27 protein-coding genes and 2 pseudogenes are annotated in these 26,138 nt (G+C 64.3%); 11 read left to right on the forward strand and 18 right to left on the reverse strand.

Features of this window, described 5'->3' with window-relative positions:
* The first annotated feature begins 8 nt into the window (after positions 1-8).
* Positions 9-842: an SDR family NAD(P)-dependent oxidoreductase gene (locus VJV41_RS05765; RefSeq protein WP_325332029.1), complete on the forward strand. Its 834-nt coding sequence runs from the start codon at positions 9-11 to the stop codon at positions 840-842.
* Between the two features lies 1 nt (position 843).
* Here the strand turns inward: VJV41_RS05765 and VJV41_RS05770 are convergent.
* A pseudogene (locus VJV41_RS05770) lies at positions 844-1,089 on the reverse strand (SDR family oxidoreductase); the annotation flags it as partial.
* A gap of 3 nt (positions 1,090-1,092) precedes the next feature.
* On the opposite strand from VJV41_RS05770, the pseudogene VJV41_RS05775 reads away from it, so the two are divergent.
* Positions 1,093-1,530, forward strand: a pseudogene (locus VJV41_RS05775) (FAD-binding protein); the annotation flags it as partial.
* A gap of 46 nt (positions 1,531-1,576) precedes the next feature.
* Here the strand turns inward: VJV41_RS05775 and VJV41_RS05780 are convergent.
* Genes VJV41_RS05780 through VJV41_RS05795 form a run of 4 tightly spaced genes read right to left on the reverse strand, consistent with a single transcriptional unit; the run spans position 1,577 to position 4,022 of the window.
* Positions 1,577-1,870: a cytochrome C oxidase subunit IV family protein gene (locus VJV41_RS05780; RefSeq protein ID WP_325332031.1), complete on the reverse strand. Its 294-nt coding sequence runs from the start codon at positions 1,868-1,870 to the stop codon at positions 1,577-1,579.
* 3 nt (positions 1,871-1,873) lie between these two features.
* Entirely contained in the window at positions 1,874-2,473 is a 600-nt protein-coding gene (locus VJV41_RS05785) for a cytochrome c oxidase subunit 3 (RefSeq protein WP_325332033.1), read from the reverse strand.
* Positions 2,470-3,318, reverse strand: a complete 849-nt coding sequence (locus VJV41_RS05790) for a hypothetical protein (RefSeq protein WP_414684888.1) — start codon at positions 3,316-3,318, stop codon at positions 2,470-2,472. Before VJV41_RS05790 ends, VJV41_RS05785 begins: the two co-directional genes overlap by 4 nt.
* Positions 3,315-4,022: a hypothetical protein gene (locus VJV41_RS05795; protein ID WP_325332035.1), complete on the reverse strand. Its 708-nt coding sequence runs from the start codon at positions 4,020-4,022 to the stop codon at positions 3,315-3,317. Before VJV41_RS05795 ends, VJV41_RS05790 begins: the two co-directional genes overlap by 4 nt.
* Before the next feature lie 163 nt (positions 4,023-4,185).
* On the opposite strand from VJV41_RS05795, the gene VJV41_RS05800 reads away from it, so the two are divergent.
* Both VJV41_RS05800 and VJV41_RS05805 read left to right on the forward strand, forming a co-directional pair.
* A complete protein-coding gene (locus VJV41_RS05800; protein ID WP_325332037.1) occupies positions 4,186-4,770 on the forward strand; it encodes a helix-turn-helix domain-containing protein in 585 nt (194 codons plus the stop codon).
* 297 nt (positions 4,771-5,067) lie between these two features.
* A complete protein-coding gene (locus VJV41_RS05805; RefSeq protein ID WP_325332039.1) occupies positions 5,068-6,651 on the forward strand; it encodes a long-chain fatty acid--CoA ligase in 1,584 nt (527 codons plus the stop codon).
* Positions 6,652-6,667: 16 nt separating this feature from the next.
* On the opposite strand, the gene VJV41_RS05810 is transcribed toward VJV41_RS05805, so the two are convergent.
* A complete protein-coding gene (locus VJV41_RS05810; protein WP_414684889.1) occupies positions 6,668-7,315 on the reverse strand; it encodes a helix-turn-helix domain-containing protein in 648 nt (215 codons plus the stop codon).
* A gap of 68 nt (positions 7,316-7,383) precedes the next feature.
* Between VJV41_RS05810 and VJV41_RS05815 the strand changes: the two genes are divergently transcribed.
* Entirely contained in the window at positions 7,384-8,169 is a 786-nt protein-coding gene (locus VJV41_RS05815) for an IclR family transcriptional regulator (RefSeq protein WP_325332041.1), read from the forward strand.
* Positions 8,170-8,217: 48 nt separating this feature from the next.
* Here VJV41_RS05815 and VJV41_RS05820 read toward each other — a convergent pair whose 3' ends face one another.
* From VJV41_RS05820 to VJV41_RS05855, 8 genes are all read right to left on the reverse strand, one after another.
* Entirely contained in the window at positions 8,218-9,669 is a 1,452-nt protein-coding gene (locus VJV41_RS05820; protein WP_325332043.1) for an amidase, read from the reverse strand.
* Positions 9,670-9,809: 140 nt separating this feature from the next.
* The gene (locus VJV41_RS05825) at positions 9,810-10,256 is read right to left on the reverse strand and encodes a hypothetical protein (RefSeq protein ID WP_325332045.1); all 447 of its coding nucleotides are present in this window, start codon (positions 10,254-10,256) and stop codon (positions 9,810-9,812) included.
* A complete protein-coding gene (hcaB, locus tag VJV41_RS05830; protein ID WP_325332046.1) occupies positions 10,253-11,086 on the reverse strand; it encodes a 3-(cis-5,6-dihydroxycyclohexa-1,3-dien-1-yl)propanoate dehydrogenase in 834 nt (277 codons plus the stop codon). The genes VJV41_RS05825 and hcaB overlap by 4 nt, the downstream gene beginning before the upstream one ends.
* The gene (locus tag VJV41_RS05835; RefSeq protein ID WP_325332048.1) at positions 11,083-11,970 is read right to left on the reverse strand and encodes an alpha/beta fold hydrolase; all 888 of its coding nucleotides are present in this window, start codon (positions 11,968-11,970) and stop codon (positions 11,083-11,085) included. The genes hcaB and VJV41_RS05835 overlap by 4 nt, the downstream gene beginning before the upstream one ends.
* Positions 11,971-11,993: 23 nt before the next feature.
* Positions 11,994-12,575, reverse strand: coding sequence for a 3-phenylpropionate/cinnamic acid dioxygenase subunit beta (locus tag VJV41_RS05840; RefSeq protein WP_414684890.1), 582 nt, complete (start codon positions 12,573-12,575; stop codon positions 11,994-11,996).
* A 16-nt stretch (positions 12,576-12,591) separates the two neighbouring features.
* On the reverse strand, positions 12,592-13,806 hold the full coding sequence (locus tag VJV41_RS05845; RefSeq protein WP_325332050.1) for an NAD(P)/FAD-dependent oxidoreductase: 1,215 nt from the start codon (positions 13,804-13,806) through the stop codon (positions 12,592-12,594).
* On the reverse strand, positions 13,806-14,141 hold the full coding sequence (locus VJV41_RS05850; RefSeq protein WP_325332052.1) for a non-heme iron oxygenase ferredoxin subunit: 336 nt from the start codon (positions 14,139-14,141) through the stop codon (positions 13,806-13,808). Before VJV41_RS05850 ends, VJV41_RS05845 begins: the two co-directional genes overlap by 1 nt.
* Complete coding sequence (locus VJV41_RS05855) at positions 14,142-15,311, reverse strand: SRPBCC family protein (protein ID WP_325332082.1); 1,170 nt, start codon at positions 15,309-15,311, stop codon at positions 14,142-14,144.
* A gap of 286 nt (positions 15,312-15,597) precedes the next feature.
* On the opposite strand from VJV41_RS05855, the gene VJV41_RS05860 reads away from it, so the two are divergent.
* From VJV41_RS05860 to dmpG, 5 genes are read left to right on the forward strand one after another with little or no spacing between them, the layout of a single operon-like run.
* Positions 15,598-16,578 (forward strand): zinc-binding dehydrogenase, encoded by a 981-nt coding sequence (locus VJV41_RS05860; protein ID WP_325332054.1) that lies wholly within the window; start codon positions 15,598-15,600, stop codon positions 16,576-16,578.
* A gap of 8 nt (positions 16,579-16,586) precedes the next feature.
* Positions 16,587-17,531, forward strand: a complete 945-nt coding sequence (locus tag VJV41_RS05865; RefSeq protein ID WP_325332056.1) for a 3-carboxyethylcatechol 2,3-dioxygenase — start codon at positions 16,587-16,589, stop codon at positions 17,529-17,531.
* Positions 17,483-18,322, forward strand: a complete 840-nt coding sequence (locus VJV41_RS05870) for a 2-keto-4-pentenoate hydratase (protein ID WP_325332058.1) — start codon at positions 17,483-17,485, stop codon at positions 18,320-18,322. Before VJV41_RS05865 ends, VJV41_RS05870 begins: the two co-directional genes overlap by 49 nt.
* Positions 18,319-19,278: an acetaldehyde dehydrogenase (acetylating) gene (locus VJV41_RS05875; RefSeq protein WP_325332060.1), complete on the forward strand. Its 960-nt coding sequence runs from the start codon at positions 18,319-18,321 to the stop codon at positions 19,276-19,278. Before VJV41_RS05870 ends, VJV41_RS05875 begins: the two co-directional genes overlap by 4 nt.
* Positions 19,275-20,297: a 4-hydroxy-2-oxovalerate aldolase gene (dmpG, locus tag VJV41_RS05880; protein ID WP_325332062.1), complete on the forward strand. Its 1,023-nt coding sequence runs from the start codon at positions 19,275-19,277 to the stop codon at positions 20,295-20,297. The genes VJV41_RS05875 and dmpG overlap by 4 nt, the downstream gene beginning before the upstream one ends.
* Positions 20,298-20,451: 154 nt before the next feature.
* On the opposite strand, the gene styD is transcribed toward dmpG, so the two are convergent.
* Positions 20,452-21,939, reverse strand: a complete 1,488-nt coding sequence (gene styD / locus VJV41_RS05885) for a phenylacetaldehyde dehydrogenase StyD (protein ID WP_325332064.1) — start codon at positions 21,937-21,939, stop codon at positions 20,452-20,454.
* 393 nt (positions 21,940-22,332) lie between these two features.
* On the opposite strand from styD, the gene VJV41_RS05890 reads away from it, so the two are divergent.
* Entirely contained in the window at positions 22,333-22,959 is a 627-nt protein-coding gene (locus VJV41_RS05890; RefSeq protein WP_325332084.1) for a TetR/AcrR family transcriptional regulator, read from the forward strand.
* Between the two features lie 105 nt (positions 22,960-23,064).
* Here VJV41_RS05890 and VJV41_RS05895 read toward each other — a convergent pair whose 3' ends face one another.
* From VJV41_RS05895 to VJV41_RS05905, 3 genes are all read right to left on the reverse strand, one after another.
* Positions 23,065-24,513 carry an amidase gene (locus VJV41_RS05895; RefSeq protein WP_325332066.1) on the reverse strand — a complete coding sequence of 483 codons (1,449 nt, stop codon included), beginning with the start codon at positions 24,511-24,513 and terminating at the stop codon, positions 23,065-23,067.
* Positions 24,510-24,899 (reverse strand): SgcJ/EcaC family oxidoreductase, encoded by a 390-nt coding sequence (locus VJV41_RS05900; protein ID WP_325332068.1) that lies wholly within the window; start codon positions 24,897-24,899, stop codon positions 24,510-24,512. Before VJV41_RS05900 ends, VJV41_RS05895 begins: the two co-directional genes overlap by 4 nt.
* Positions 24,900-25,202: 303 nt before the next feature.
* Entirely contained in the window at positions 25,203-25,994 is a 792-nt protein-coding gene (locus VJV41_RS05905) for an enoyl-CoA hydratase/isomerase family protein (RefSeq protein ID WP_325332070.1), read from the reverse strand.
* Positions 25,995-26,138 lie beyond the last annotated feature (144 nt).

The following is a 26,138-nucleotide window of genomic DNA, read 5'->3' on the forward strand; positions in this document are numbered from 1 at the left end:
TTCGCGCCGTGGACAGTTTCGAAGGGCGCGCGACAGTCATCACCGGTGGTGCCAACGGCATCGGCTTAGCCACAGCGCGGGAGTTCGCGCGCCGCGGCGCCCGGGTCGTGCTGGCAGACATCGATCAGTCGGCACTGGATGAAGCAGTGGCGGCGTTGAGCGGCGAAGGATTCGACGCCCACGGCGTCGTGTGTGACGTACGCAAGCTCGACGACGTCATGGCACTCGCCGACGAAGCATTCGCCGTGCTCGGCACTGTGGACGTCGTCTTCAACAACGCGGGCATCGCGTACGCCGGCCCGATTGTGGAGGCGAGCCACGAAGATTGGCGGTTTGTCATCGATGTCGATCTCTGGGGGCCGATCCACGGTGTCGAGGCGTTCTTGCCGCGGCTGGGTTCCGGCAGCCACATGGTGTTCACGTCGTCATTCGCGGGGCTGATCCCCAACGTCGGACTCGGGCCGTATTGCGTTGCGAAGTACGGCGTCGTGGCGCTTGCTGAGACACTCGCGCGGGAGGTGAGGCCGAACGGCATCGGGGTATCGGTGCTGTGCCCGATGATCGTCGAAACCAACCTGTTGGCGAACACCGAACGCGTCAGAAGCGCGGACTACGGCCCGGCCACACCGTCGGCAGCCGAGACGGTTCAACAGCTGGCGTCTGACCCTACCGACGACTCCGTGCTCAACGTCGAGGACGTGGCGCGCCTGACGGCGGACGCGATCCTGGCCAACCGTCTCTATGTCCTACCGCACCGCGCGGCACGAGATTCCATCCGCCGACGGTTCGAGCGCATCGACCGCACCTTCGACGAACAGGCCGCCGAAGGCTGGACACACTGACCTAGCCAGGTCCCAGTTGGTATTCGCCGGTCTGCGGGTTGTGATACCAACCGCTCGCGGATTGTGTACCACCGTCGACGTGAATGGTCTGCCCGGTGATGTAGCTCGACATCTCTGACGCGAGAAAGACCGCGGCGCCTGCCATCTCGTCGACATCGCCTGGCCGGCCCATCGGAATCATGTGGCCGGCATTGGGCGTTAGACCGTTGGGCGAGATGCGAAGCAGTCCCTCGGTCACGGTCAGGTCCGACTTTCAGCCAGGACCGGCATCGACGAGGACGGTTTGAAGCGCACGCTTGCGGCGTGGAACGAGGGCGTCGCGCATGAGGTCGATCACGACTTCGCCCGTGGCTCAAGCGCTTACGACGGATATTGGGGCGACACCAACGCAGCAACTGTTGCCGGCCAGACGCTGGGACCGATCGACACGGCGCCGTACTACGCGGTGCCGGTGTGGATCGGCGCAATGGGCACCAAGGGCGGCCCGCGCACGGACCGCGACGGCCGGGTGCTTCACGTCAACGGGTCGGCGATCCCGGGCCTGTTCGCCGCGGGCAACGCGATGGCCGGCGCAACGGGTAAGGCCTACGGCGGTGCCGGCGGCACGCTGGGCCCGGCGCTGGTATTCGGCTATCGCGCAGGGCTGGCCGTCTCGGTCTCGGCGCGAGCAGACGCAAAAGCACCCTAAATACGGCGTGTCGCGGGCACTTTGCGTCTGCTCGCCGATTGCGGTGCTACCAGACCGCCGAGCCGATGAAGTAAGTGCCGAGCAGGCACGCTGCGACGAGCACCACCCAGGCGTCGGTGAGGCGACGTAGCAAGGCGGGAGCGTGCCTGACTTCCATGAACTCGCGGAAGATGATGCGCACCTTGACCAGCGCGATGACGATCGCGGTCACGGTGACGACGGTGCTCGCGCTTGGCATCCCGTCGTCATCGGCCGAGTGGTCCAACCAGACGTAGGCCAGCGTCATCGCGGACAGCACCAACCAGACGACCATCAACCGCTTATGGAAAACCGTGCTCACGGATCACCTCACGACGTAGAGCAATGCGAAGATCAGGACCCACAGGAAGTCGACGGTATGCCAATAGGTGGCGCACGTTTCGACGAGCTGCTGAGACCGGCGCGCCGGGCTGGCGAGCTGATAGACAGCGACACCCAAGACCACGAAGCCGATCAACAGGTGCACACAGTGGATCGAAGTCAGGAAGAAGTAGTGCTGAAAGAACTCGTTGCTGGTGAACGTGTTGCCCAATCGGATCTGCTCGACCCACTCGAGCACCTTGGACACAAGGAACATGAAGCCGAAGAAGATCGTGAGGAACGCGTTCGTCAATGCGGACCTGTACGCGCCTTCGCGCGACGCCTGGACACATCGCGCCGCGGCCCATGAACTCAACAGCAAGACAATGGTGTTGAAGACTCCGAAGCGGAGGTCCAGGTCCGCCTGAGACTGCAGATACAGCTCCCGGTTCTGGGTACGGAAGATCAGGTAGACCACGAAATAACTCGTGAAGACGAGCGTCTCGAAGAGAACGAACGCCCACATATCCGGCTGTCCGGGCACGAACCGGGCAGGCCGGCGCTCTGCCTGTTCTGGTGGGGAGCTTGCCTCGAGGTTGGTCATTGCACCGCCCCCACCGAATCCGATTCTTTCCGTTGCGCTTTGGGCGGAAGGTCGGGCAGCGGACCGGTGCCGAAATCCTCGCGTTCAATCATCTTCCTCAGCAACACGATGAAGACGCCGGTGTAGGTAACGAACACAACCATATTGATCCACCATGCAATGGCACCGTTCCATGCGAAGACGCCACGTCGAAACATCCACGCCGGCGCAACGACCACTTCGGTCAGCGCGTTGCAGAGATTGAGGTATCCGAACCATTTCGGGAAGACTCGGTTCTTGTCGATCAGAATCGCAACCATCCATACCAAGGAACCGATCAGGAACACTCCCATGGTTCCGCTGAACGACAGGAACGCGAAATCGTAGAGCCACTGGATCAGCTCGGGATCACGGTCCGGCCGAAGGGCTGCAACGGTCATCGCGATGGCCATCACCATCATTCCGGGGATGGCGCTGAGCGCATACATGACCAGGTACGAATATCCGAAGATCGGACTCACTGACATGCGCCGCATCGAGTATGCAATGAGGGCGTTCATCGGCGCACACATACCTGTGATGAGGAAGACGACTCCGAATCCGGCCAGAATGCCGAAGTGGTGGTCATTGAACCACCGCACGACAGTCGGGGTATCCCATGCGGGGCTCGGCGGGGGCTGGACGCGCGTGACGATGAAGAACAGCACACCGTACAGCTGATAGAAGATGACCATCACCCACCACGCGAACCACAACTCCCGCTTGGGATGGTGACGGAAACTCCAGACAAACCGGCTCACCGCAGCACCAGCGGGTGGCTCCGGCATCGTCACCGGCTCCGTTGTCTTCATCGCCGGCGGGCTCATGCTATGACCCGGTCCTCGGCTCGCTGTCGCCGAATCGTCTGGCCGAGAACGATTCCCATGACGATGATCCATATGGCGATCGCGATGTTCTTGACCCAGAACGACAACAGCCCGTCCCATGCGACTGGCCCGGTGAACGCCAGCGCGGTGAAGGCGGCCGGTGTCAACGCGACCGCGATCAGAAGGTTGAAATGAGCCACCCACGGCCTGAAAACCGGTTGCGCCTGGCGATCCCAGTAGACCGCCAAGGCCAGCAACACGCTTTGGGCGATCAAGTAGGGCACCAGAATGGTGAAGGTGACCCACGCTAGATCGTTGAACAACTGGGTCAGCTCCGGGGCCCGTTCCGGGCGAAAGGCGGCGAGGAGCCAGAACATGTTGGCGATGAGGAAAAGCGAGGGCGGGCCTCCGGCGCAGGCGATCAGGCTGTACGACAGAATTGGCGTGCGGTGAGCCATCCTGCGTATCTGCGTCGCCAAGAGCATCACGATGGGGATCAGACCGACGCCGAACCAGTTGAACACGATCATGCTGTAGCGAATACGCGATGTGTCATCGCGATAGAACGTGGCGACTTCTTCCGCGGACATCGTCGGCGACATGGGATGGACGAAGCCCGGAAACAGGAAAAACGCAGAGATCCAAAGGATTCCGAGCGCGGGCAACGTCCATAACAGGATCAGCTCACCATCGACTCGTCTCATGGCCGCGGCCCCTCGCTGATCACCGCTTGCATCGGCGCTGTCGTCGCGTCGCTCAATGGACAACTTTGCTCCTTCGGTCGACGAGCAACCTGGTTGCCGATCGGCAACTTGGACGGTAGCCGATCGGCAACTAGACGGTCAACAGTCGGTTACCCTCGTCGCTGTGACGTCCACACAGGAGGACCGCAGGTTCAGCGCGATCACGCGTACCGCCGCTCAGACCCGTGTGCTTGACGCAGCCTTGAAGTTGATCGCCGAGCGCGGCGTCAGCGGAACATCCCTGCAGATGATCGCCGATGCCATGGGTGTGACGAAGGCAGCCGTGTACCGCCAGTTCAAGACCAAGGAAGAGATCGCCATCGCGATCACCGAGCGTGAACTCGGTCGAATCGAGGACGCGGTGGAGGCTGCCGAGGCCGAGGGGCACGGTCTGCGGGCGCGGGAGGTTCTGCTCGACCGGATGATCGACCAGGCCATCGAGCGACGCGGTGTGGTCAGCGTGCTGCAGTTCGATCCCGTGATCATTCGGTTGCAGGCCGAACACGAGCCGTTTCAGCGCTTCATCGAACGTCTCTACGCCGCGTTACTCGGCACCGAGGCCGGCGTCGAGGCCCGCCTGCACGCGGCGATGTTGTCGAGCGCGATCAGTGTCGCCGTCATGCATCCGCTGGTCGCCGATGTCGATGACGAGACGCTGAGGGCGCAATTGAAGGAGATCACCCGCCGGATGCTCGGTCTTCCGGATTAGCGGCAAGGGGTCCAACATGTGGACGTCCACGGCTGCGACCAATCACCAGCCCGCCTACTCACCGAAGCGTCTGCCTTCCGTCTTGCCGCCCACCAGCAGGGAATCTCTGGTCAGGATGCGATTCACTCACCACCAATCGGGCCAGGCCGAAAGATCCGATGAGTACCGCATCGGCCGAGTGACACGGTCAACGCGTCCACCATGTGCCGCACAGTGGCACCATCTCTGGGCTTAGCGGTGAACGGGATGAAGAGTCGGCTCATGTCTCGCTGCACGGACCCCATCACGACGCCTGACATGACGGTCGCAGCATATCCGGCGAATTCTGGCGCCGCCGTTGATATCAACCCGGCATCGGCAATCTCCGCAAATGCACGCTATCAGCCAGAAAGTGTCGCAATCCGATACGCGGGTGGCGACCTGACGCACGGACAACTGAACGACCGAGCCGCTCGCCTAGCCGCGGTCCTCATGGACGGCGGCGTTGCCGGCGGGGATCGGGTGGCCTACCTCGGGCTCAACAGCCCCGCTTTTCTGGTAACCATGTTCGCCGCCTTCCGACTCGGGGCGATCTTCGTGCCGGTCAACTTTCGGCTTGCCGGACCGGAACTACAGGACGTCTTGCAGGTCAGCGGCGCCACGGCGATCGTATGTGAGGAGGGGCATCGCGAAATCCTCGACGCGGTGCGAGACCAAACCGAGCTGACGCTTTTTCTGCTCATCGACGATGACCCGGAAATCCCGGCCACACCCGAACCGGTTACAGACTGGCAGCCGTGGAGCCCTGTGCTCGCCGCGGCGGAACCTTCCACGATGTTGGTGCCGCGGCGATTCGACGACCCGGCGATCCTGATGTTCACCTCCGGGACTACCGGACAACCCAAAGGCGTGAACCTCACCCACGGCAATCTCTGGTGGAACGGTGTAAATGTCGACTCCCGACTGGACACGCGCCGCGGTGACACCAGCGTCGCCATCGCCCCGCTGTTCCACATCGGTGGGCTCAACGCGCTCGCTCTGCGCGCCATCGTTCGCGGTGGCACCATGATCATCCGCCGCAGCTTCGATCCCAAGCGTTTCCTCCGAGATCTCGTCGACCACCGAGTGAACTCGTTCTTCGCGGTGCCCGCCATGCTGGCGGGGCTGTCCCGAGTGCCGGGTGTCTTCACCGCGGATCTGCCTTCTCTGCACAGCGTTGTGGTCGCCGGCGCACCGGTGCCGCCGTCGCTCATCGAGCAATACGCCAAACACGGCATTGTGCTTCAACAGGCGTGGGGTCTAACCGAAACCGCACCGTTCGCCACTCACCTACCTGCCGAGCACACTCTCACCAAACTCGGGTCGGCTGGAATTCCCATGCCTCACACCGAGATTCAGATCGTCGATCCTGCTTCCGGCGTTCCTGTTGGGCCGGGCGTGAGCGGTGAGATCTTGGTACGCGGCCCGAACGTCACACCCGGTTACTGGAACAATCCCGACGCAACTGCGGCCGCGTTCGACGCGAGTGGCTGGTTTCGCTCCGGCGACATCGGCTACCTCGACGCCGATGGCTACCTGTACATCGTCGACCGGCTCAAGGACATGATCATCAGTGGAGGCGAAAACATCTACCCCGCCGAGGTAGAGCGGGCGCTCGCCGACCTACCCGGCCTGATCGACATCGCCGTCGTCGGAGCGGCCGACGAACAGTGGGGCGAAATCGTCGTGGCCGTAGCATGTTTCACTGACGGCGCCGAACCCACCCTCGACCGTGTTCGCGAGCACTGCGCCACAAAGCTGGCCCGCTACAAGCTTCCGCGCCAACTCAAACTGGTGGAGGCCATACCGCGCAACGCATCCGGCAAGCTCGACAAGATTGCCATCCGCCGCATTGTCAGTTAGCCGCTTCCCGCAATGATCACGCATCGTCGTTTCTTGTCTCCGGACCGAACTGGCGGACCTGCGGGAGGGTAGTGACGATGTGGGCCGTCACGCGGTCACTCATACATACATAGCGGTGCGCGACGTCGCCGGGAAATCGCACAAAGTCGCCGGCTACGAGATCGACGGGTTCGTTGACCGGTCCGGTGCGTAGTTTCCCAGTGATCAAATAGAGGTGATGCAGCGTGCCGGGCTGGTGCGGACCGATTGTCTCGGGCTCCTGGCTATTGCGCTCGAGGCGGAGCAGCAATGTGCGCACATAGCCCGAGCCGTAGATCTCGTCGAGGAGCCGTTCCGACCACTCGTGCCGGGGCACCCATCGACCCTCGTCATGACGCTGCACATAGACGGGCGTTCCCCATTCCGTGAACAGCCGCCGGGCCGGAAGTTCGAGGGCGCCGCCCAATAGCGCCAGTGTCTCAACGGTCGGGTTGCCCACCCCTTGCTCGATCTTCGAGAGCGTCTGTTTCGAGAGGCCCGATCTACGCGCCAGCTCGCCCAGTGACATGGCCCGCTCGCGACGGAACCGCTGGACGTTGCGCGCGACCAGCTGATTCTCATCCGAATGGGTGTCACTTTTAATTGCCATATCGTCATTATTGACGAACGACAGTCGGTTCTGCATCATTGTCAGGTAAGAGTGACGAACCGGGCAATTTTAAATGACGCCCGCTCGGGCAGGGAGGTGTGGACATGACTGCAGCCGTCGCTGAGCTGATACGTGATGATCGGGCCGCAATCGATAAGGCGTTCAGCTTACTCGTTGCCTTCGGTGATGAAGCGAGCACGGGACTCGGTGTCAGTGAGCTCGCTCGGCGAGCGAAATTGAGCAAGTCCACCGCATTTCGGGTGCTCGGCTTGCTGGAGCGCAATGCAATGGTGGAGCGAATTGGGACGAACTATCGGCTGGGGGCGCGACTGCACGAGCTGGGTCGAGCCGTCTATGCACCCGGCCAGGACCGAATTCGCGACCTACTACTTCCGTACTTGACCGAACTCTTCGAACTGACCAGGCAGACCGTGCATTTGGCGACACTGCATGGCACTGACGTGGTCTATCTGGCGAAACTGCACGGTCACCGGACCGTGCCGACGCCGTCGCGGATCGGCGGTCGGTTGCCCGCGCACTGCACAGCGGTCGGCAAGGTGCTGCTGGCCTACGACCCCGACGCATCCGAGACCGCCCTGGCGGCACCGCTCATACAGTTGACGCCAGGTTCGATCGGTGATCCCGGCACACTTGCCGCAGAGCTGGCACGCATCCGTCGCGATGGGGTAGCCACCGATCTCGAGGAGAGCCAGCTCGGGCTGAATTGCATTGCCGCGCCGGTTATGGGGCGCAACGGCCGACCTCTGGCCGCGCTGTCGGTGTCGGCACCCCGGGGTTCCGATATGCGTCCATTCGCCGCGAGCCTGCGCCGGGTGCGCGCCGCCGCCGGACAGGCGATCGCGCGCTCCGGTCTTGCCAGGAGCGCATGATCATCACCGGTGAAAACAAGTGCTTCACCGGCGATGATTCGGCGCGTTCTACGTGGCAGACGCTGGCGGACGCGGGTCAATGGGTGTGACGACGCCGCTGACGCGCTGCAAGTCCTCAGCGACCGACAGCACCGTCTCGTCGGCGAAGCCACGGCCCACCAACTGAACACCAAGCGGTGCGGCGCCGGGCCGGACGTGCGTACCCATCCCGACGGCGGGCAGCCCGAGGAGCGGCACGGCAAGATTGGGCCATTGATGGCACATGAGTTCGCGAGTTCGCTCTCGCGACGAGACATCGTCGCCGAGGCGGAACGGCGGTTCACCCGATGACGGCAAGAGCAACACGGGATGATCGACCATCAGTTCTGAGAGCCTGCGCCGCACGAAGGTGCGTCGGTAATATCCCCCCAACAGGTCGCGAATTCCCACCTCACCGAACGCTTCGCGGACCAGGCTCACCATGTTGTTCCACTTGGTACGCATACCTGTATCGCCGAATTGCTCGAGCCCGGCGCCATAGCCTGTTGTGTCGAACTCCGTGATTGTCAGTTGCCACCATAACGTTGCGGCCTCGCCAAGCTCGGGAATTCGTAGTTCGACGACGTCATACCCCAGTGCCGCAAGGCGTTCCGCCGCCTCAGATAGGGCGGAGTCGACCTCGGCGAGATTGGGGATCGCGAACGCATGGTCACCGGGGTCCCGCACCACCGCAATGCGTGGCCGGGTGCCCGACGAGATGATCTCGGCCGGCGGCGCGGCCGCTTCTGGATCGCGCGGGTCCGGACGCTGCAAGATCCGCAGCGCGATTCGGAGGTCATCCACGGTCCGCGCGATGGGGCCTTCGACGAAGAATTCCCTCGTTGCCAGTGGCATACCATCGCCCGTTGGCGAGCACCAATTAGGTACTCGGCGCAACGTCGGCCGAAGGCCGAGAACGCCGTTCACCGCTGCGGGATAGCGGATCGAGCCTCCGATGTCATTGCCCACCGCAAGCGGCACGACTCCAGTTGCGACGGCGACACCTGCGCCTCCGCTGGACGCACCCGCGGTTACGTTCGGATCCCAGGGATTCCGTGTCGGCCCGAACCACTCGGTTTCCGTGGTCCAACGAAGTCCGAACGGCGGCATCCGTGTTCGACCCACTTCGATGGCGCCCGCCTCGAGCATCCTGCTGGCAGGCGGGCAGGTCTCGGTGGCCGGGGGCATCTGCGCGAACGCCTGCACTCCGTGGGTCGTCGCGCGTCCCGCAATGTCGTGGTTGTCCTTGAACGCAATCGGCACACCATGCAGCGGTCCGACATCATCGCCGCGCGCAAGGGCTGCATCAGCCTCCTTTGCGCACGTCAGTGCGTCGTCGGCGCGGTCGCCGAAGGCGTTGCTGACCGGTTCCACCTGCTCCAGCCGAAGCAGCGCCGCCTCAACCGCCTCACGAGCAGTGATCTCCCGTGCTCGTATCGCCTCTGCCATTCGAGCGGCAGACCAACGCCAGATCTCGTCCATCCCAATCTCCTTTCGCTAGCGTTTCGGCTTGGGCCGGGAACAGTTCCACACTGCATAGCCCCATTTCCAAGTACAGCGATCCAGTCCACGCATGATCGGCGTGCCGCTTGATGGCACGGAACAGGAGCCCGCAGCCATCCTCACGTGCCCGGAACCCGGTCCAGACCGGCATCGAGTCCTGTTACCCAGCTCGGCTCGGCCACGAGGAGGCTCAGCTCGGCACCGGGCACGTCAACGTCGACGACGTGTCGGAAGCCGGCTTCCCGCACCGCCGCAAGCGTGGTCGAATCACCGGCAGGTGCGCCGAAAACGATTCTCCTGCAGTACGGATCGGCTGCCAGAATCGCGTGGGTGAGCTCGGCGAGGCGGTGGCTGGACTGCCCCGACGCAGCGATCGTGTAGATCTCGACATCGTGGGCGCTGACCGGGTAGGCATCGCGCAGCCGCCCGTCGGTGCACCGCCGAGCAGCTGCTTCAAAGTCTTCGCCGTCGTTGAACCGCAGCAGCACTTCACCCCTGCCACGCGGCGTGACCGTCCACCCCGATCCGAGGGCCGAGGCAAGTGCGTCGAGTCGCGCCGCGGTCACAGTTGGTTGCCACCGGCCACAGTCGCGAAGCCGCGGACTCCGATGCCGCCGTCCACGGAAATGGCCTGGCCGGTGATCGGGCCGCTCTGCTCGCGCGAGGCTAAAAGCACGTAGGAGCCGGTGAAATCGCGGGGATCGGTGCTGGAGTCGTGTAACGGAATAGGTGGTGGCGCGTCGGTGGGCTTCTTCTTCGCAAACGACGCGGCCAATGTGCGGTCCTGCAGACCCAGCGCCTCGGGGCCACGCAGTTGGGTGTTCATGGCCCCGCACGCAACGCCGTTGACTCGCACCTTCGGCGCCAGCTCGTAGGCGAGTTCCCGCATCAATCCGAGGCAAGCGTGCTTGCTGGCGGTGTAAACCGGACCACCGCCGTTGACATAGAACGAGGCGTTGGACAGTGTCATGACGATGCTGCCGCGTGTCTTGACCAGCTCACGCCACGCGGCCTCGGCGGCCAACAGGTAGCCCTTCACATTGACGGTGAAGATCTCGTCGAACGTCCGGTCTAGTTGTGCGCCTGTCAACTTGGTGAGTTGACGGTGGTAATCCCAGATGCCGGCGTTGGCGACCAGGGTGTCGAGCTTGCCGAATCGCTTCACCGTCTCGTCGACGGCGCGGTGCAATTGTTCGGAGCTGCGCACGTCCGCGCTCAGCGCGTACATCCTCGATGGATCGGTGCAGGCATCGACCACTTCGGCGAGTTGATCGGGATCGCGCCCGACGATAGTGACGCAGGCGCCCTCGGCGATGAACCGCTCGGCGACCGCACGGCCGATCCCTGAGCCCCCGCCGGTGATGAGGGCGACGTCGTCCCTGAGCCAGCCGCTCACGTTAACTCACCCAGAAAGTCCGCCACGAGGCGTTCGAAGTCGCGCTGCCGTTCGAGCTGGACCCAGTGTCCGCAGTTGCCGAAGACATGCAATTGCACATTGCGAATTTGCTTGAGCATGATCTGCGATCCATCGAGGGTGATGGTGCGGTCGTCGCGACCCCATAACAGCAGCGTCGGTGCGGTGATCTTGTGCAGGTCGCGCCACAACGGATCCATGCCATGGCGTTTGGCGAACGCCGCGTTGTAGCGGTGGTAGAACTCGATGTGGCTGGGGTCGAGCGACGCCTCGTAGCGCGCCTTGACGACGTCTTCGCCAAACTGCTTGTGGTTGAACACCATCGTGCGGATGAAGTTGGCCATCTTCTTTTCCGACGGCCCACTTCCGTTGTAGTAGCGGAACATCTCCTTTTGGCCCTCGGTCGGCGTGGGTCCAAACGGCAGCCAACCGCCGCCCGGCGCCATGAGCACCAGCCCGGCGACCCGCTGCGGCTGAGACTGTGCCATGGCGATCGCGGCCGCGCCGCCCAAGCTGTTGCCGAGCAGGTGGAATCGCTCGATGCCGAGCGAATCGAGCGCCTCATAGAGCGCACCCACCGCGATATCAGTGATCGACCGCTCCTCGAGATCGACCTCGGTCGGGCGGTAGCTGCCGCCGAAGCCGGGTTGGTCGGGCAGCACCACGCGAAACCTCTGCGCCAACGCGTGAAGATTCTGCTGATAGTTGCTCACCCCTGATGCGCCCGGGCCGCCACCGTGAAGCATCACCAGAACAGGACCTTCGCCTGCCTCCGCAACCGCGATGTCACCGAATGAGGTCGCCACGATGCGCCTCTGCGGAGTGGGCGAATCGTGCTGGGCGTGGTCAAGTGCGGTCGTGGACATGGTGTGGCCCTTCGATTGTCGAATCAGAAGAAGGTCGAGATGTTCTTGGCTTGCAGGACGCTCTGGTCCAACAGGATGACCCGCCGGGCTACCTGCAGCCGGTCATCGGTCCGCCGCAGGATGTCGGTGCGCCTGCCCGCGAAGATGTTCTCCTCGCGTTCGAGGCGGTTTCGATAGACCAGGAAGGCCGACCGTACTTCAAGGTCGTGGGCGCTGAAGCCGGCGTGCTGGCTTGGATCCACGTGGTGGACAACAACATTGGTCACAAGATGGCGGGTCCGCGACGGCGGATCCTCCGACCACGCCATTCCCGAATCGAACCGCCGGATGCGCCAGGCCAGACTTTCTTTGGTTTCGTCGTAGAACGCCGCCTCGCCGCGGGCAGCGATCGACAGCGCCTGCTGCCGACGCAGCCGGTTGGTACGCGTGGGCATCCAGTAGTCCAGATCGTCCGCGAGCAGATCCAGCCAATCCACGAATCGGCCGTCGTCGAGAAGTTCGGCCTCCTCGTAGTAGAACTGCTCCACTTCGAAGTGAATGTCTCGGTCTGCCCGACGGCCTGCCATCGGATCGTCGATCACAGCTGCGGTTGCGGTATTTACCATTTCATTGCATTCCATGTCATTGCCTCAACAACTTGCGTAGGTCGGTAGAGGAATCACTCAGCTCGGCCGGATCGACGGCGACGGCACGGTCGATCATCCGGCGCGCGACCCGCACGACCATCGGATCGTCGACGGCGACGGCACCGACGACGCGCCCGGCGCGCAGCCCAAATATCGAGAATGGTGGACGGTCGAGCGCTCCGCGTCGCGTCAACCGCTCCGCGTCATCAAGCGCGCCAACGACTTGAACGTTCACTCCATAGCGGTCGGTCCAGAACCACGGGGCCGTTTCAGCGGGCCTGGCCGCGCCCAGGATCGTGGCGGCGGCGCGCTGCCCGTCGTGTTGGGCGGCCTCCCAATGCTCGCTTCGGTGCAGCGGCACACCGTTGGAGTAGGTTGTGGCGGCATCGCCGACGGCGAGTACCGCCGGGTTGGATGTCACATGACCGTGGTCGACGAGGACGCCACGGCTGACACGCAGTCCCGCCGCTTCGGCGAGCGTCGTCTCCGCGGTCATTCCCACCGCGAGTAGCGCCGCGTCGAAGACTCGTGGCTGCTCGTCGCCGGCGAACGTGACAGCCACGCCGTCGACGATGTCCTCGAACGCGTCCACGACCGAACGTAGCGCTGTCACACCGTGTTCGGCGTGCATACCGTGCAGCCACGCGGCGACGTCGGGCCCTAACGCGGCCGACAGCGGGGGCGACATCGGATCGGCGATCGTCACCTCGCAGCCGAGTGCACTGGCGGTCGATGCCACTTCGGCCCCGATCAAACCGGCGCCCACGATCAGCAGCCTGGCGCCCGGCGCCAACGCGGCTCGCAGCTTGTCGGCGTCTTCGGCGGTGCGCAATCCGTGCACGCGGGGGCTGCCGGCGCCGGGGATCGGTGGCCGGGCGGGCCTGCCTCCGGTGGCGAGCACCACCCGATCGGCGCGCACGGTGGTTCCGTCGCCCAGTTCCACGGCCCCGATGTCCGTGCGCAGCGCGGCGACGGTGCTTCCGGCGATCAAGCGCACCTTGTGGTCGTCGTACCACTGTGGCCGTTGCAGCGCAATGTCTTTGATTTCGGTGGCGCCTGCAAGATAGTCCTTGGACAGCGGCGGCCGGTCGTAAGGGAATTCGCCGGCATCCACCAATGTCAGGTCGCCATCGAACCCATTGGCGCGGAGCGCGGCCAGGGTGCTGATGCCGGCGATGCCGCCTCCGACGACAACGACACTGGTGATCATCACATCGCCTGATGCGCGAAGAGGTACACGTCGCCGTCGCGTATCTCGACGCGGTGCGCAACAGCGTCTTGGGTGGCCGGAAGACCCTGCACCGCACCTGTTTTGAGGCAGAACTTGCTGGCGTGCAGCGGACACTCGACATACCCGCCCTCTACCCAGCCCTCGGCCAGCGACGCCTCGGCGTGCGTGCAGGTGTTGTTCAACGCCCATACACTGCCGTCGGCGTCGCGCAACAGCGCGATGTCGTCATCGGTGCCGGTGAGCGCCCGGTCGACGGAGATGCCCTCGCCCTCCGGAATGTCGTCGAGTGCGGCGACGCGAATACCTTGGTTCATCTAGCTTTTCCGTTCGTGCCAGGAGGGTGTGTTCATCAGCTCACGCCACCGGGCATAAAAGGATCGTGCGGCCGAATCGCTGTACAGCTCGCTGGTGGTGCCCGGGTAGCGGTCATCGTGGCGCTCGGATCCCATGCCCATCTGATAGTTCAGCGGCACCGAGTTGGTGATGAAGCCGTGCGAGATCGTCTGCACTTCACTCCAGTTTTCGCCGTCGTCCTGCTCGAAGATGCCGCTGGGACCGAAAGTGCGCAGGTTGTATAGCCGCTGCGCCTCGCGCACATGCTCTGGCATCGACTTGTCCACGATCGTCCATGCCCAAACCTCCATCCGGTCAGGGCCTTTCGGGTGCCAAATCCGGATCGACCCGTTCACCGGCAGATAGGAAAAGTTCGGAAACACATTGGCGTGGCCGGTGGTCAGGGGACCCTCCACCCGCTCGTCGCCGAGACGCTCACGCAGCGCGGCGTAGTCCATCCACTCGTGCACCGTCTGCGCGTCGAAGCGGTTCTTGGGATGCACAGGGAAGCCGTGGCCGTGTCCGTTCGGGTCGACGTACTGGCGGCCGGTGCGGTGGATCACCTCATCCTTGGGCTTACCCGCCGGTGAAAGGACGGTCAGTGCTGAGCCGTGGCTCATGTTCACGTGGTACCAGTCGCTGGCGAACTGCTCAGCGGCCAGTTTCCAGTTGCCCTCCAGCACCCACTTGTGCACCCCGCCGACAACCACGGTGCCTTCCGGGTCGTGGTCGAGCATCGCGTCCATGTACCAGGCCATGCCGCCCAACGAATCTCGCAGTGTGACGGGGTCGGGGTCCCAGGTGCCGAAGATCAGTCCGTGGTAGGAATCCACGTGTGGGACCTCGACCAGCCCCCAGTCATCGGCACGGAAGCTGTCCGGGTAGCCGTCCTTGTTGGGGATGCTGACCAGCTTGCCCTGCAGGTCATAGGCCCAGCCGTGGTAGGTGCAGGTGAAGCTGCGCGTGGCGCCGTTGTCGGCGCGGCACACCCGCGCCCCGCGGTGGCGGCACGAGTTGAGGAAAGCCCGGATGCGCCGGTCCTTGTCCATCGTGACGATCACCGGGTCCTCACCCATATAAGTGGTGAAGAAGTCGCCGGGTTTGTGGAACTGGTCGGTGTGGGCGAGGAACAGCCAGTTGGCGCCGAAGATACGACGCATCTCCTGCCGATACAGCTGCTCATCGGTGAAGATTGCGCGGTCGAGGAGCCCGCCCTCGCTGTCGACCAATCCGGACACGTCGATGTTGCGGGTCAGCTCGGCGGGCCGCCGCAGGGCACCGCACGTGGGGGCCGCAACCCCTTGTTGGCCGGTCTCCGGCTCGACCGTCGATGTCATGTCGTATACGCAACGCCGTGGCCTTGCCCATTTCCACCTTGCGTTTCGCACAACGGCACACCTCCTGGGTTTTGATCGTCATCGACGCGACTGTGGGGGCGTGCTAGCCGCGACCGCCATCTCTCAAAGTGCCGACGACCCGCTCTCGGGTCTGGAGCTGCGTGAGCTCAATAGACCCGAGCCACAGCCGGGATGGGCGTTGGTGCGCGTGGTTGCCTCGTCGCTGAACATGCACGACTTGTGGACACTGCGAGGCGTCGGACATTCTCCAGAGAATCTGCCGATCGTGCTGGGATGCGATGTCGCCGGATATGACGAGGACGGCAACGCGGTCATCGTCTACCCGGTGATCGCCGACTACGATGCCGGTGGCGGCGATGAAACGCTGGACCCTGGCCGCGCGCTGCTGACCGAAAACCACGACGGCGGTTTCGCCGAGTACCTCACCGTGCCGCGGCGAAATCTCATTCCCAAGCCTGACTGGTTGTCTTTCGACGAGGCAGCTTGCCTGCCGGTGGCATGGACCACCGCGTACCGAATGTTGTTCACCAAGGCCAACATCAGGGCCGGCGACCGAGTACTGGTGCAAGGCGCGGGAGGAGGCGTAGCGTCCGCCGCGATCAAGCTGGCCGCCGCCGCCGGCGCGGTCGTCTACGCGACCAGCCGCAGCGAGACCAAGCGCGCCGACGCCGTGAGCTGGGGAGCGCGCGCGGCGTTCTCGACAGGTGAACGGCTGCCGGAGCGGGTCGACGTGGTCATCGAGACCGTCGGCGAAGCGACGTGGGCACACTCGCTGAAATCACTACGGCCTGGGGGTGCGGTCGTTGTGGCCGGGGCGACCACCGGCATGAACCCGCCCGCTGACCTCGGCCGAATCTTCTATCTGCAGCAGCGGATTCTGGGATCAACGGGATGCACGCGCAGCGAGTTGGTGGCGATGCTACGCATGTTAGAAGCCACCGGCGTGCGGCCGGTGATCGACCGGACGCTACCACTTTCCGATATTCACAAGGCTTTTCAGCTCATGATCGACGGCGCCGTTACCGGCAAGGTCGTGATCCACCCCACCGCGGAAAATTGAGGTAAGCCATGACCGCAGCAGTTGTCGGCCTGTCGCACTCACCGCTCATCGGCAAGAACGACCCCGAGCCGGAGGTGCTCGACCGCGTCGAGGCCGCCGTCGAGACCGCCAGGACGTTCATCGCCGACTTCGAGCCTGAATTGGTCGTGCTCTATGCACCCGACCACTACAACGGCTTCTTCTACAAGGAGATGCCGCCGTTTTGCCTTGGCACCGAGGCGCATTCGGTCGGCGATTTCGGCTCGGCCTCGGGGCCGCTGTCGGTCGACACCGAGGCCGCCAATGCCCTCGCAAAAGGCGTCCTCGAGCGCGGCATAGATCTGACGATCTCAGCCCGGATGACCGTCGATCACGGTTTCGCGCAGCCGCTGGAAACCCTGTTCGGTGGTATCGACCGGGTTCCGGTGGTTCCGATCTTCATCAACGGGGTGGCCACGCCGCTGGGCCCGGTCAGCCGCATCCGAGCGCTTGGCACGGCGGCGGGCCAGGCCGCGGCCGAGCTGGACCGGCGCGTCCTGTTCCTCGCTTCCGGCGGTCTTTCACACGACCCGCCGGTGCCGGTGCTCGACGGCGCGCCGCCACGCGTCGCCGACGCGCTGATCGAGGGGCATCCGCCAACACCGGAACAGCGCAGCAAGGGTGAGAGCCGGGTGGTTGCGGCCGGACGCGACTACGTGGCCGGCTCCACGACGATGATGCCGATCAACCCGGCGTGGGACAACCGGCTGCTGGACCTGCTCGCGCAGGGTGAGCTGGACGAGTTCGACACCTGGACGGTCGAGGGCATGGCCACTGAGGGTGGCGGGTCGGCACATGAAGTACGCAGCTGGATTGCCGCGTTCGCCTCGCTTGCCGCCGACGGCCCATATGACATGAATTATCGCTTCTACGAACCGATTCCCGCATGGATTGCCGGGTTCGCCGTCGCCACCGCACAGCAGGCAGCCCAGTGACGCCCGTCATCGCTGAAGCCGCCGATCGAATCGCGCGTGCCGCCAGCACCGGACGCCCCACGCCACCGATCCGAACGCTCATTGGCGACACCGACCTTGACACCGCGTACGCGGTTCAGCAGGAGCTGATCAGCCGCCGCATCGCCGGCGGGGCGGTCGTCGTCGGCCGCAAGATCGGTCTGACATCGCCAGCCGTGCAACAGCAGTTGGGTGTTGACCAGCCCGACTTCGGCGTGCTGTTCGCTGACATGGACGTGTCCTCGGAACCGGTGGTGCCCTCCCAACGCCTGCTCCAGCCCAAGGCCGAGGCGGAGATCGCGTTCGTGCTTGGCGATGATCTCGACGGCGATGACTTCGGCGGTGAACGCGTGCGCGGCGCAGTCGACTACGCCGTTGCCGCGCTGGAAATCGTTGACAGCCGCATCGCCGACTGGGACCTCACCATCGCAGATACGGTCGCCGACAACGCCTCTAGCGGTCTGTTTCTCCTCGGCAGCCGGAGGCTCACCCTCGAAGAGTTCGAGCCCCGTGACGTCACGATGCGGATGTACGCCGACGACGCGCTGGTGTCCGGAGGCGAAGGAACCGCCTGCCTCGGCGACCCGTTGAACGCCCTGGCCTGGCTGGCCCGCACCGCGGCGTCGTTCGGAAACCCGTTGCGCGCAGGACAAATCATCTTGTCCGGAGCTCTGGGACCGATGACCGCCACACCGCCGGGAACACGCATCCGCGCCGAGATCGCGCCGCTGGGCGAGGTGTTGGCGACCTTCTCCCCCAAGGAGACCTTGTGACCAAGACCAAAGTCGCGATCATCGGCTCGGGCAATATCGGCACCGACCTGATGATCAAGATCTTGCGCACGTCTGACGACCTAGAGGTCGCCGCCATGGTGGGCATCGACCCCGACTCTGACGGGCTCGCGCGGGCGAAGCGATTGGGCATCCCCGTCACCCACGACGGCGTCGACGGCCTCATCTCAATGCGTCACTTCGACGATATCGAAATCGTGCTCGACGCCACCTCGGCCCGGGCACATGTCGCCAACGCCGCCGCGCTGGCACCGCACGGCAAGAAACTCATCGACCTGACGCCGGCGGCGATCGGTCCCCTCGTCGTCCCGACGGTCAACCTCGACGAGTGCCTCGACGCCGGCGCCGACAACGTCAACATGGTGACCTGCGGTGGCCAGGCCACCATCCCGATGGTCGCGGCGGTGTCGGCAGTGACGCCGGTCCCCTACGCAGAGATCGTCGCCTCCATCGCGTCCAAGTCGGCGGGACCGGGCACACGTGCCAACATCGACGAGTTCACCGAAACCACGTCGCACGCAATCGAATCCGTTGGCGGGGCGAGCAAGGGCAAGGCGATCATCATCCTCAATCCCGCCGACCCGCCCTTGATCATGCGCGACACCGTGTTCTGCCTGATCGGAGATGCGGACCACGACGCCATCAGGGAATCGGTCGCCGCCATGGCCGAGCGCGTCGCGCGCTACGTGCCCGGATACCGCCTCAAACAGGACGTCCAGTTCACCCCGATCGAGCCGGACGAACCGGTGCATACGCTGGTACCCGACGGCGCGGACCCCGTAACCACCAAGGTGTCGGTCTTCCTGGAGGTGGAGGGCGCCGCGCATTACCTGCCCGCCTACGCCGGCAATCTCGACATCATGACCTCGGCGGCGATCCGGGTGGCCGAATCGATCGCCCGCCACGCCGATATCGCGAGGACGGAGGCGATCCGATGAACCGCAGGCTCTACATTCAGGACGTCACACTGCGCGACGGGATGCACGCAATCCGCCATCGCATCAGTCCCGACGATGTCGGCCGCATTGCCGCGGCCCTCGATGCGGCCGGTGTCGACGCGATCGAGGTCGCACACGGTGACGGCCTGGCCGGCGGGTCGCTGAACTACGGCCCCGGCAGCCACACCGACTGGGAATGGATCGAAGCGGCCGCAGACAACATCAGCAACGCTGTGCTCACTACCCTGCTGCTGCCGGGCATCGGCACCATCGCCGAGCTGCAGCGCGCCCACGACCACGGCGTGCGTTCGGTGCGCATCGCCACCCACTGCACCGAGGCCGACATCTCCGCCCAGCACATCGCGACCGCGAGAGAACTCGGAATGGACGTGTCCGGATTCTTGATGATGAGCCACTTGGCCTCCGCCACCCAGCTCGCCGCGCAGGCCAAGCTGATGGAAGGCTTTGGGGCCCAGTGCGTTTACGTCACCGACTCCGGTGGCCGGTTGACCATGGACGGCATGCGCGACAGAGTGCGCGCCTACCGTGACGTCCTGAAACCCGACACGCAAATCGGGGTGCACGCGCACGAGAACCTGTCGCTGTCGGTGGCCAACAGCGTCGTGGCGGTCGAGGAGGGCGTGACCCGAGTCGACGCTTCGCTGGCCGGTCAAGGCGCCGGTGCGGGGAACACTCCGATCGAGGCATTCATCGCAGTCGCCGACCTGCAGCAGTGGCAGCACGGCTGCGACCTGCTGGCGCTTCAGGACGCGGCCGATGACCTGGTGCGGCCGCTGCGTGACCGCCCGGTTCAGGTGGATCGCGAAACACTCACCCTTGGCTACGCGGGCGTCTACTCGTCGTTCCTGCGGCACGCCGAAAGCGCCTCCCGCCGTTACGGTGTCGACGCGCGGACGTTGCTGCTGGAGGTCGGCCGACGCGGGCTCGTCGGCGGGCAGGAGGACATGATCGTCGACATTGCGCTGGACCTGCTGGCGAAACGGCCTGCGGCTTCGTAAAGAAGCAACGCGCGACACCGTCGTGGCGAACTTCCAGAAACCCGGCGCTTCCAACTACCGAACCTAGGCGTGAAAAGGCTGTTCGTCACTCGACATGCGGTGAGGAAGGACGCCTGAACAACGCGGTCGGTTCGCCGGTGCTGCTCGTCGGCGGTCACAGGACGATGGTGATCACCTTTTCTTCGGTATTGGCTTCGATCCCAGCCCAGCCGAGTTCCCGGCCGATGCCACTGGTTTTCATGCCGCCCCAAGGGAGAGCGGGATCGATGGCGGCCCAGCCGTTGACCCACACTGCGCCGGCGCGGACCTTGCGGGCCAGAGTGTGGGCGTGGGAGACATCGCGGGTCCAGATGCTCGCGGCGAGACCATAAGCGGAATCATTGGCCAAGCGGATCGCCTCGTCCGGATCGTCGAACGGGATCACTGTGCCGACAGGCCCGAAGATCTCTTCACGGGCGATCGTCATGTCATTGGTAGCGTCGGCGAAGATTGTCGGCTGCACGAAATACCCTGCGCCGTCGGGTTTTCCGCCGCCAGCGACGAGGCGCGCACCATCTTGCCGGCCTTTCTCGATGTAGTCGAGTACGGTGTCACGCTGTCGCGCATTGACCAGGGGACCCATAGTTGTGGCCGGATCAAACGGGTCGCCGAGCACCTGTGCCGTTGCCGCCGCGGCGAGTTCATCGACGACCCGTGAATACAGCGAGCGGTGGACCAGCACTCGGGTGCCGGCGGCGCATACCTCGCCCTGGTTGAAGAACAAGCCGAGCGCGGTGCCATTGATGGCGGCGTCGACATCGGCATCGGCCATGATGATCTGCGGCGTCTTGCCGCCCAGCTCGAGGGTCACTCGTTTGAAGGTCTCGGCGGCGTGTTGCCCGATCAGCCGGCCGACGCGGGGACTGCCGGTGAAGCTGATCTTGTCGACATCCGCGTGCCTGACCAAGGCGTCGCCAGCGACCGCGCCCAGCCCGGGGAGCACGCTCAGCACGCCGTCGGGGAGCCCGGCTTCGTGGAGAAGCTTGGCCAAGTGCAGGATCGACAGCGGAGCCTCTTCAGGCGGCTTGACGACCATGGTGTTGCCAGCGGCGAGGGCGGGAGCAATCTTCCAGCCTGCGATCATCAGGGGTGTGTTCCACGGGATGATCGCGCCGATGACGCCGATCGGTTCGCGCACGGTGTGGGAGTGCGTCGGCCGTCCGAAGTAGCCGGCGGTATGGATCACGTTGCCCGTGATCTTGTCCGCCCAGCCAGCGAAGTGGCGGAAAGTCGCTGCGGCGTTGGGGATGTCGAGCATGGCCGGCTGACCGATCGGCTTGCCGACGTCGAGGGCCTCGAGCCGGGCCAAGATCTCGCTGTCCCGCTCGATCAGATCGGCGACTCTGGCGAGGATCCGGCCGCGGGCGGCTCCGGGCATAGCGCCCCACTCGCCATCGAGCTGAGCGCGTGCAGCGCGGACCGCTTCGTCAACGTCTGGGGCGGAGGCCGAGGCGATTTCGGCGAGGCTGGTCTCCGTTGCCGGATTGATGTCCGTGAACGTTCCACCATCGGCGGCGTCGCGCCACCGACCCGCCACAAACAGCGAGGTAACTGTTCCGTCTGGCAGTGCGGAGGTGGTCATCGACTCGGGCGACGCGGTCATGATGCTCCCTTATGATGTTCGTTGCGCGAGCAGGTGCTGACCGTGATGCAGATTGCCTGCTTCTCTTGTAGTGACTGGTCAAAATCTTGTCGATGAGTCGTGCGGATTTGTTGTCTCGGCGCGCACAGAAACTTGGCTGAAACGCATCCGATGCTTGGCAGAGGTCACTTCTCAAGCACTCATTTGGCTACGACGAAACCGGCCCATATCTTCGGGCCGAAGCCCCGCCAGCGCGACACCTTCAAGGCCGGGCGGCGTTCGCGCCCGGTCAACGAGGAGGACTTCGCTCGTCGCCGGATCTATATCGAGACTATTATCGACCATTCGGCCAGTATCAAAACCCAGTCGGAAAGTGCTCGAAATGTCCAGCGCGCAATCATTCAAGGTGAACCCATTACAACGGCGCGCGTAGTGAACCGCACGGGGCGCCCCGGCCGGCCCGGATACGACCTCGATTCCCTACTGTCGGTAGCGGTCAAGGTGTTCAACGAAAAGGGCTACGACGCCACCAGCATGGACGTTCTCGCCAAGCGCCTCGGCATCGCTAAATCCGGTATCTACCACCATGTCTCAGGCAAGTCCGAGTTGCTGGAGCTCGCGTTGTCCCGAGCCCTGAACGCTTTGTTCGCGGCCACGACCGAGAAACCAGCGGTCAGCGGACGGTCCATCGATCGGCTGGAATACCTCGTGCGCCGCAGCGTCGGCGTACTGGTCACCGAACTGCCTTACGTGACGCTGCTACTCCGACTCCGCGGCAATACACCTGTGGAGAAACGGGCCCTTGCTCGCCGGCGCGAGTTCGACGCCTTCGTCAGCGGCATGGTGCAAGCCGCCGTCGATGAGGGCGACATCCGGCCGGATATTGATCCGGCGCTGGTCAGCCGCCTGATCTGGGGCATGATCAACTCCATCGTGGAGTGGTACCGCCCACGCGGTGGCAACTCGGCCGACGAGCTGGCCGACGCCGTCGCGGCGATTGTCTTCACAGGGTTACATCGCACCCAAGCGAACGCCGACTGACCGCCCTCTTCACAAGTACCCGGCTCTGCGGGTCTGCAATACCGGACGAATATTCAGTCTGCCCATAGTTGCTGAGCAAGTTCGCCACCGGTGGCGTCACTGGCCCTACGGTGCGCTATGCGGGTCCGGATCGATTGGCGTGACGATGCCCGAGCGCGCCTCGATGACTTCGGCGGCTTTGAAGACCGATTCCTCGTCAAATGCCCGTCCAACGACGTGGACCCCGAGGGGAGCGCCTTCTGTCGGGGACGTGGCGATGCCGATAGCTGGGAGGCCCAGCACAGGTACGGCGAGGCCGGGCCATTGGTTGCCGAGAAATTCTCGCACCCGTTCCTGCGATTCGAGGTCCGTGCCGTAAGGGATTGCAGGTTCACCAGAGTTGGGCAGTACCAGTAGTGGGAAGTCCGCCATGAACTCTGAGATTCGCCTTCGTACCAGGTGCCGCTCAGCCAGTGCCGCGACAAATTCAGCGAACCCCGTCTCTCCGAGTTCATCTATTGCGACCGCAGACCACAAACCCAAGAACTGGAGGATTTCTGCGTCACCGACGCGATGCATCTCATCGACGAACCCGGCTACGCCGAGCTCGGTGAGGACAATTTTGTGCCACAGTCTTGCCGCGTCGGCGAGAGCGGGCAGGGTGACTTCTTCGACTTCGTATCCGGCGTCCGAAAGCCATCGGCCTGCCGTTCGAGCAGCCTCGGTCGTCTCGGGACGGCCCGGGCCCGCGAACGGTCCGGGACCGGGGTCGACGACGACGGCCGCGCGCTTGGCCGACTCAGTGTCGTAGCGCCCGAAGGACTCCAGCGGCACGGCGTTCGGATCGCGTGGATCGGGCACTTGCATGGCTCGAAGTGCGAGTCGTAGATCATCTACGGTGCGCGCAAGTGGTCCGTCCACGCACATCTGCTGGATGGACATGGGGACACCGACGGTCGAGCTCGAGTACCACGTGGGAATGCGGCCGAACGTGGGGCGCAACCCGACGACGCCGCACACACTGGCGGGGTAGCGGATCGACCCCGCGATGTCGTTGCCCTGGGCAATCGCCACGGCACCTGTCGCAACAGCCACAGCCGCACCGCCGCTTGACCCGCCCGGTGTCACCGTGTGGTCCCAAGGGTTGTAGGTCCGGCCCCAACCCCGGCTCTCGGTGCAATAGCGCAGAGAGAATGGGGGGACATTCGTGCGGCCGAGTGAGATCGCGCCGGCAGAAAGAAGATTCTGGACGGCCGGCGACGTTTCGTCGGCGATCCTGTCGACATAGTCAGCTACGCCGTCGGTGGTCGGCTGGCCTTCCATGTGAGTGTTGAGTTTGAAGGCGACAGGTACCCCATGGAGAAGTCCGGTGGGCTCTCCCTTTGCCATCACCGCGTCTGCCTCGTGCGCACGCTCAAGAGCGTTTTCTGCTACGAACCCGAACGCATTACTGACTGGTTGTGTGGTGTGTAGACGGTCGAGCGACGCGGTGACTACTTCGACCGCGGACACCTCCTTGTCCCGGATGGCGCGAGCTGTGTGCGATGCCGACCATTTCCAGATCTCATCGGTCATAGGCCCACGTCCACAATTCCGATGGGGCTGTCCACCGCGTATCGCCATTCGCCATCGACCCCGCGGCGGGCCACCTCGACAGTGGTGCCCGACAGCGACAAATCAGACCCGTCCGGTGCTGTCCCTTCCAGCGCCCAGTCCGAGTGCATGAGCGCCACACCGTCTACTTCGAAGGCGGCCGTCGGGGTCAGTACGAACGACTTGCTCGCAGCGGCCAGCAAGCCGGTGAGCTGCTCGCGAATCGCATCAAGTCCGACGGCACTCTGTCCGGTCAGAGTCACAAACACCGCATTCGGCTCGTACAGAGCCATCAGTCCTTCGATGTCCTGAGCGCGGAACTTCTCCAAGAACGTTTCCTGAAGAGCCCGAGGAGTTGAGGTGGGCATCAATCGATCCTTTCCATCGGGACACATTTGTTGAGCGCCAGCGCCAACCTTCGCCGCCACGCACCACATCGGCAGAACTATCGCGGGTATTGGTCGCCGGAGCTTTCCGGAAACTGACACGCGTCATCCATACTGGCGTGCAGTGCCTCGGCAAACTTGTAGTGGCGCGCACGGTTACTTGTCCATTGCGAACTCGGCACACTGCGAGCACGTGACATCAGCACAGATGGGCCCGTTTTGCCGGGTCACCCCAACCCGGACCCGTCGATGCCCTACGTTCAGTCGTGCACCGTCGGGAGCGGGTCATGCCCCGACGAAGTGCGGCTTCTCTCGCGCCAGGAACGCTGATACTGCCGACTGGTGGTCTTGAGTCACGCCGCACCGCGTTTGCGCTTGCGCCTCCGCGTCGAGCGCATCTCGGAGCGTGCCCGACGCGCTCGAGATCAGCAGCTGCTTGGTCTCCGCGAACGCGACGGTCGGTCCTTGCGCCAAGTCAGCCGCTATCGCCTGCGCGGTGGTCAGCACGTCGGCCGAATCGACAACCTCGCCGCTCACCCCCCAAGCCACTGCCTGCTCGACCTCAAACGTCCGACCGCGCAGCATCAGGTCGCGCGCCCTTGACTCCCCCACCGCCCTCGGCAGCGTGTAGGACAGGCCGGAGTCGAAGGTCAGTCCGATGCCCGTGAACGCCGTGGCCAGCTTGACTCCGGAAGCGAACACGCGCAGGTCGCAGGCGAGCGCGATGCCAAGCCCCGCGCCGACACAGGTGCCAGAGACTGCTGCGACTACCGGCTTCGACATGGTCATCAATGCTTGGATTATCGGCGAGTAATGCTCCCGCACGGTGTCGAAGGCGCTCTTCGCGTCGTCCGCGAGGCTGCGGGCGTGCTCCCCGAGATCCTGGCCGACACAGAAGGCGGGTCCTGCCGCGGCGAGGACCACGGCCCGGACTCCGGTGTCGTCCCCAGCCTCCATCAGTGCCCTCAGCAGTTCCGCCTTCAGGTCGGCGGTGAGGGCGTTGCGCCGCTCAGGGCGGTTCATCGTGATGGTGACGACCGCGCCGTCACGCTCGACAACCACGGGCTGCTCTGTCATTGCTCCTCCTTGAGGACGGGTAGGCCCAGCGACCGGCTGCGGCCGCGGAACTCAGCGATCACCGTGTCGTCGCGACGGACGGTCACGTCGTATACGCCCGACCGGCCGCGCAGTGCGACCTCACGCGCCTCGGCCACCAGCATG

The organism is Mycobacterium sp. (assembly GCF_035274705.1).
Taxonomy (GTDB): Bacteria; Actinomycetota; Actinomycetes; order Mycobacteriales; family Mycobacteriaceae; genus Mycobacterium.

Bases quoted from the DNA above. Each gene is read 5' to 3' on its own strand.
- VJV41_RS05900 (WP_325332068.1), bottom strand. From the start codon at position 24,899: ATGCCCACCTCAACTCCTCGGGCTCTTCAGGAAACGTTCTTGGAGAAG.
- VJV41_RS05820 (WP_325332043.1), bottom strand. From the start codon at position 9,669: ATGGACGAGATCTGGCGTTGGTCTGCCGCTCGAATGGCAGAGGCGATA.
- VJV41_RS05905 (WP_325332070.1), bottom strand. From the start codon at position 25,994: ATGACAGAGCAGCCCGTGGTTGTCGAGCGTGACGGCGCGGTCGTCACC.
- VJV41_RS05815 (WP_325332041.1), top strand. From the start codon at position 7,384: ATGACTGCAGCCGTCGCTGAGCTGATACGTGATGATCGGGCCGCAATC.
- dmpG (WP_325332062.1), top strand. From the start codon at position 19,275: ATGAACCGCAGGCTCTACATTCAGGACGTCACACTGCGCGACGGGATG.
- VJV41_RS05810 (WP_414684889.1), bottom strand. From the start codon at position 7,315: ATGCAGAACCGACTGTCGTTCGTCAATAATGACGATATGGCAATTAAA.
- VJV41_RS05835 (WP_325332048.1), bottom strand. From the start codon at position 11,970: ATGTCCACGACCGCACTTGACCACGCCCAGCACGATTCGCCCACTCCG.
- VJV41_RS05795 (WP_325332035.1), bottom strand. From the start codon at position 4,022: ATGAGACGAGTCGATGGTGAGCTGATCCTGTTATGGACGTTGCCCGCG.
- VJV41_RS05895 (WP_325332066.1), bottom strand. From the start codon at position 24,513: ATGACCGATGAGATCTGGAAATGGTCGGCATCGCACACAGCTCGCGCC.
- VJV41_RS05790 (WP_414684888.1), bottom strand. From the start codon at position 3,318: ATGAGCCCGCCGGCGATGAAGACAACGGAGCCGGTGACGATGCCGGAG.
- VJV41_RS05840 (WP_414684890.1), bottom strand. From the start codon at position 12,575: ATGGTAAATACCGCAACCGCAGCTGTGATCGACGATCCGATGGCAGGC.
- VJV41_RS05805 (WP_325332039.1), top strand. From the start codon at position 5,068: ATGACGGTCGCAGCATATCCGGCGAATTCTGGCGCCGCCGTTGATATC.
- VJV41_RS05870 (WP_325332058.1), top strand. From the start codon at position 17,483: ATGGATTGCCGGGTTCGCCGTCGCCACCGCACAGCAGGCAGCCCAGTG.
- VJV41_RS05785 (WP_325332033.1), bottom strand. From the start codon at position 2,473: ATGACCAACCTCGAGGCAAGCTCCCCACCAGAACAGGCAGAGCGCCGG.
- VJV41_RS05850 (WP_325332052.1), bottom strand. From the start codon at position 14,141: ATGAACCAAGGTATTCGCGTCGCCGCACTCGACGACATTCCGGAGGGC.
- VJV41_RS05865 (WP_325332056.1), top strand. From the start codon at position 16,587: ATGACCGCAGCAGTTGTCGGCCTGTCGCACTCACCGCTCATCGGCAAG.
- styD (WP_325332064.1), bottom strand. From the start codon at position 21,939: ATGACCGCGTCGCCCGAGTCGATGACCACCTCCGCACTGCCAGACGGA.
- VJV41_RS05845 (WP_325332050.1), bottom strand. From the start codon at position 13,806: ATGATCACCAGTGTCGTTGTCGTCGGAGGCGGCATCGCCGGCATCAGC.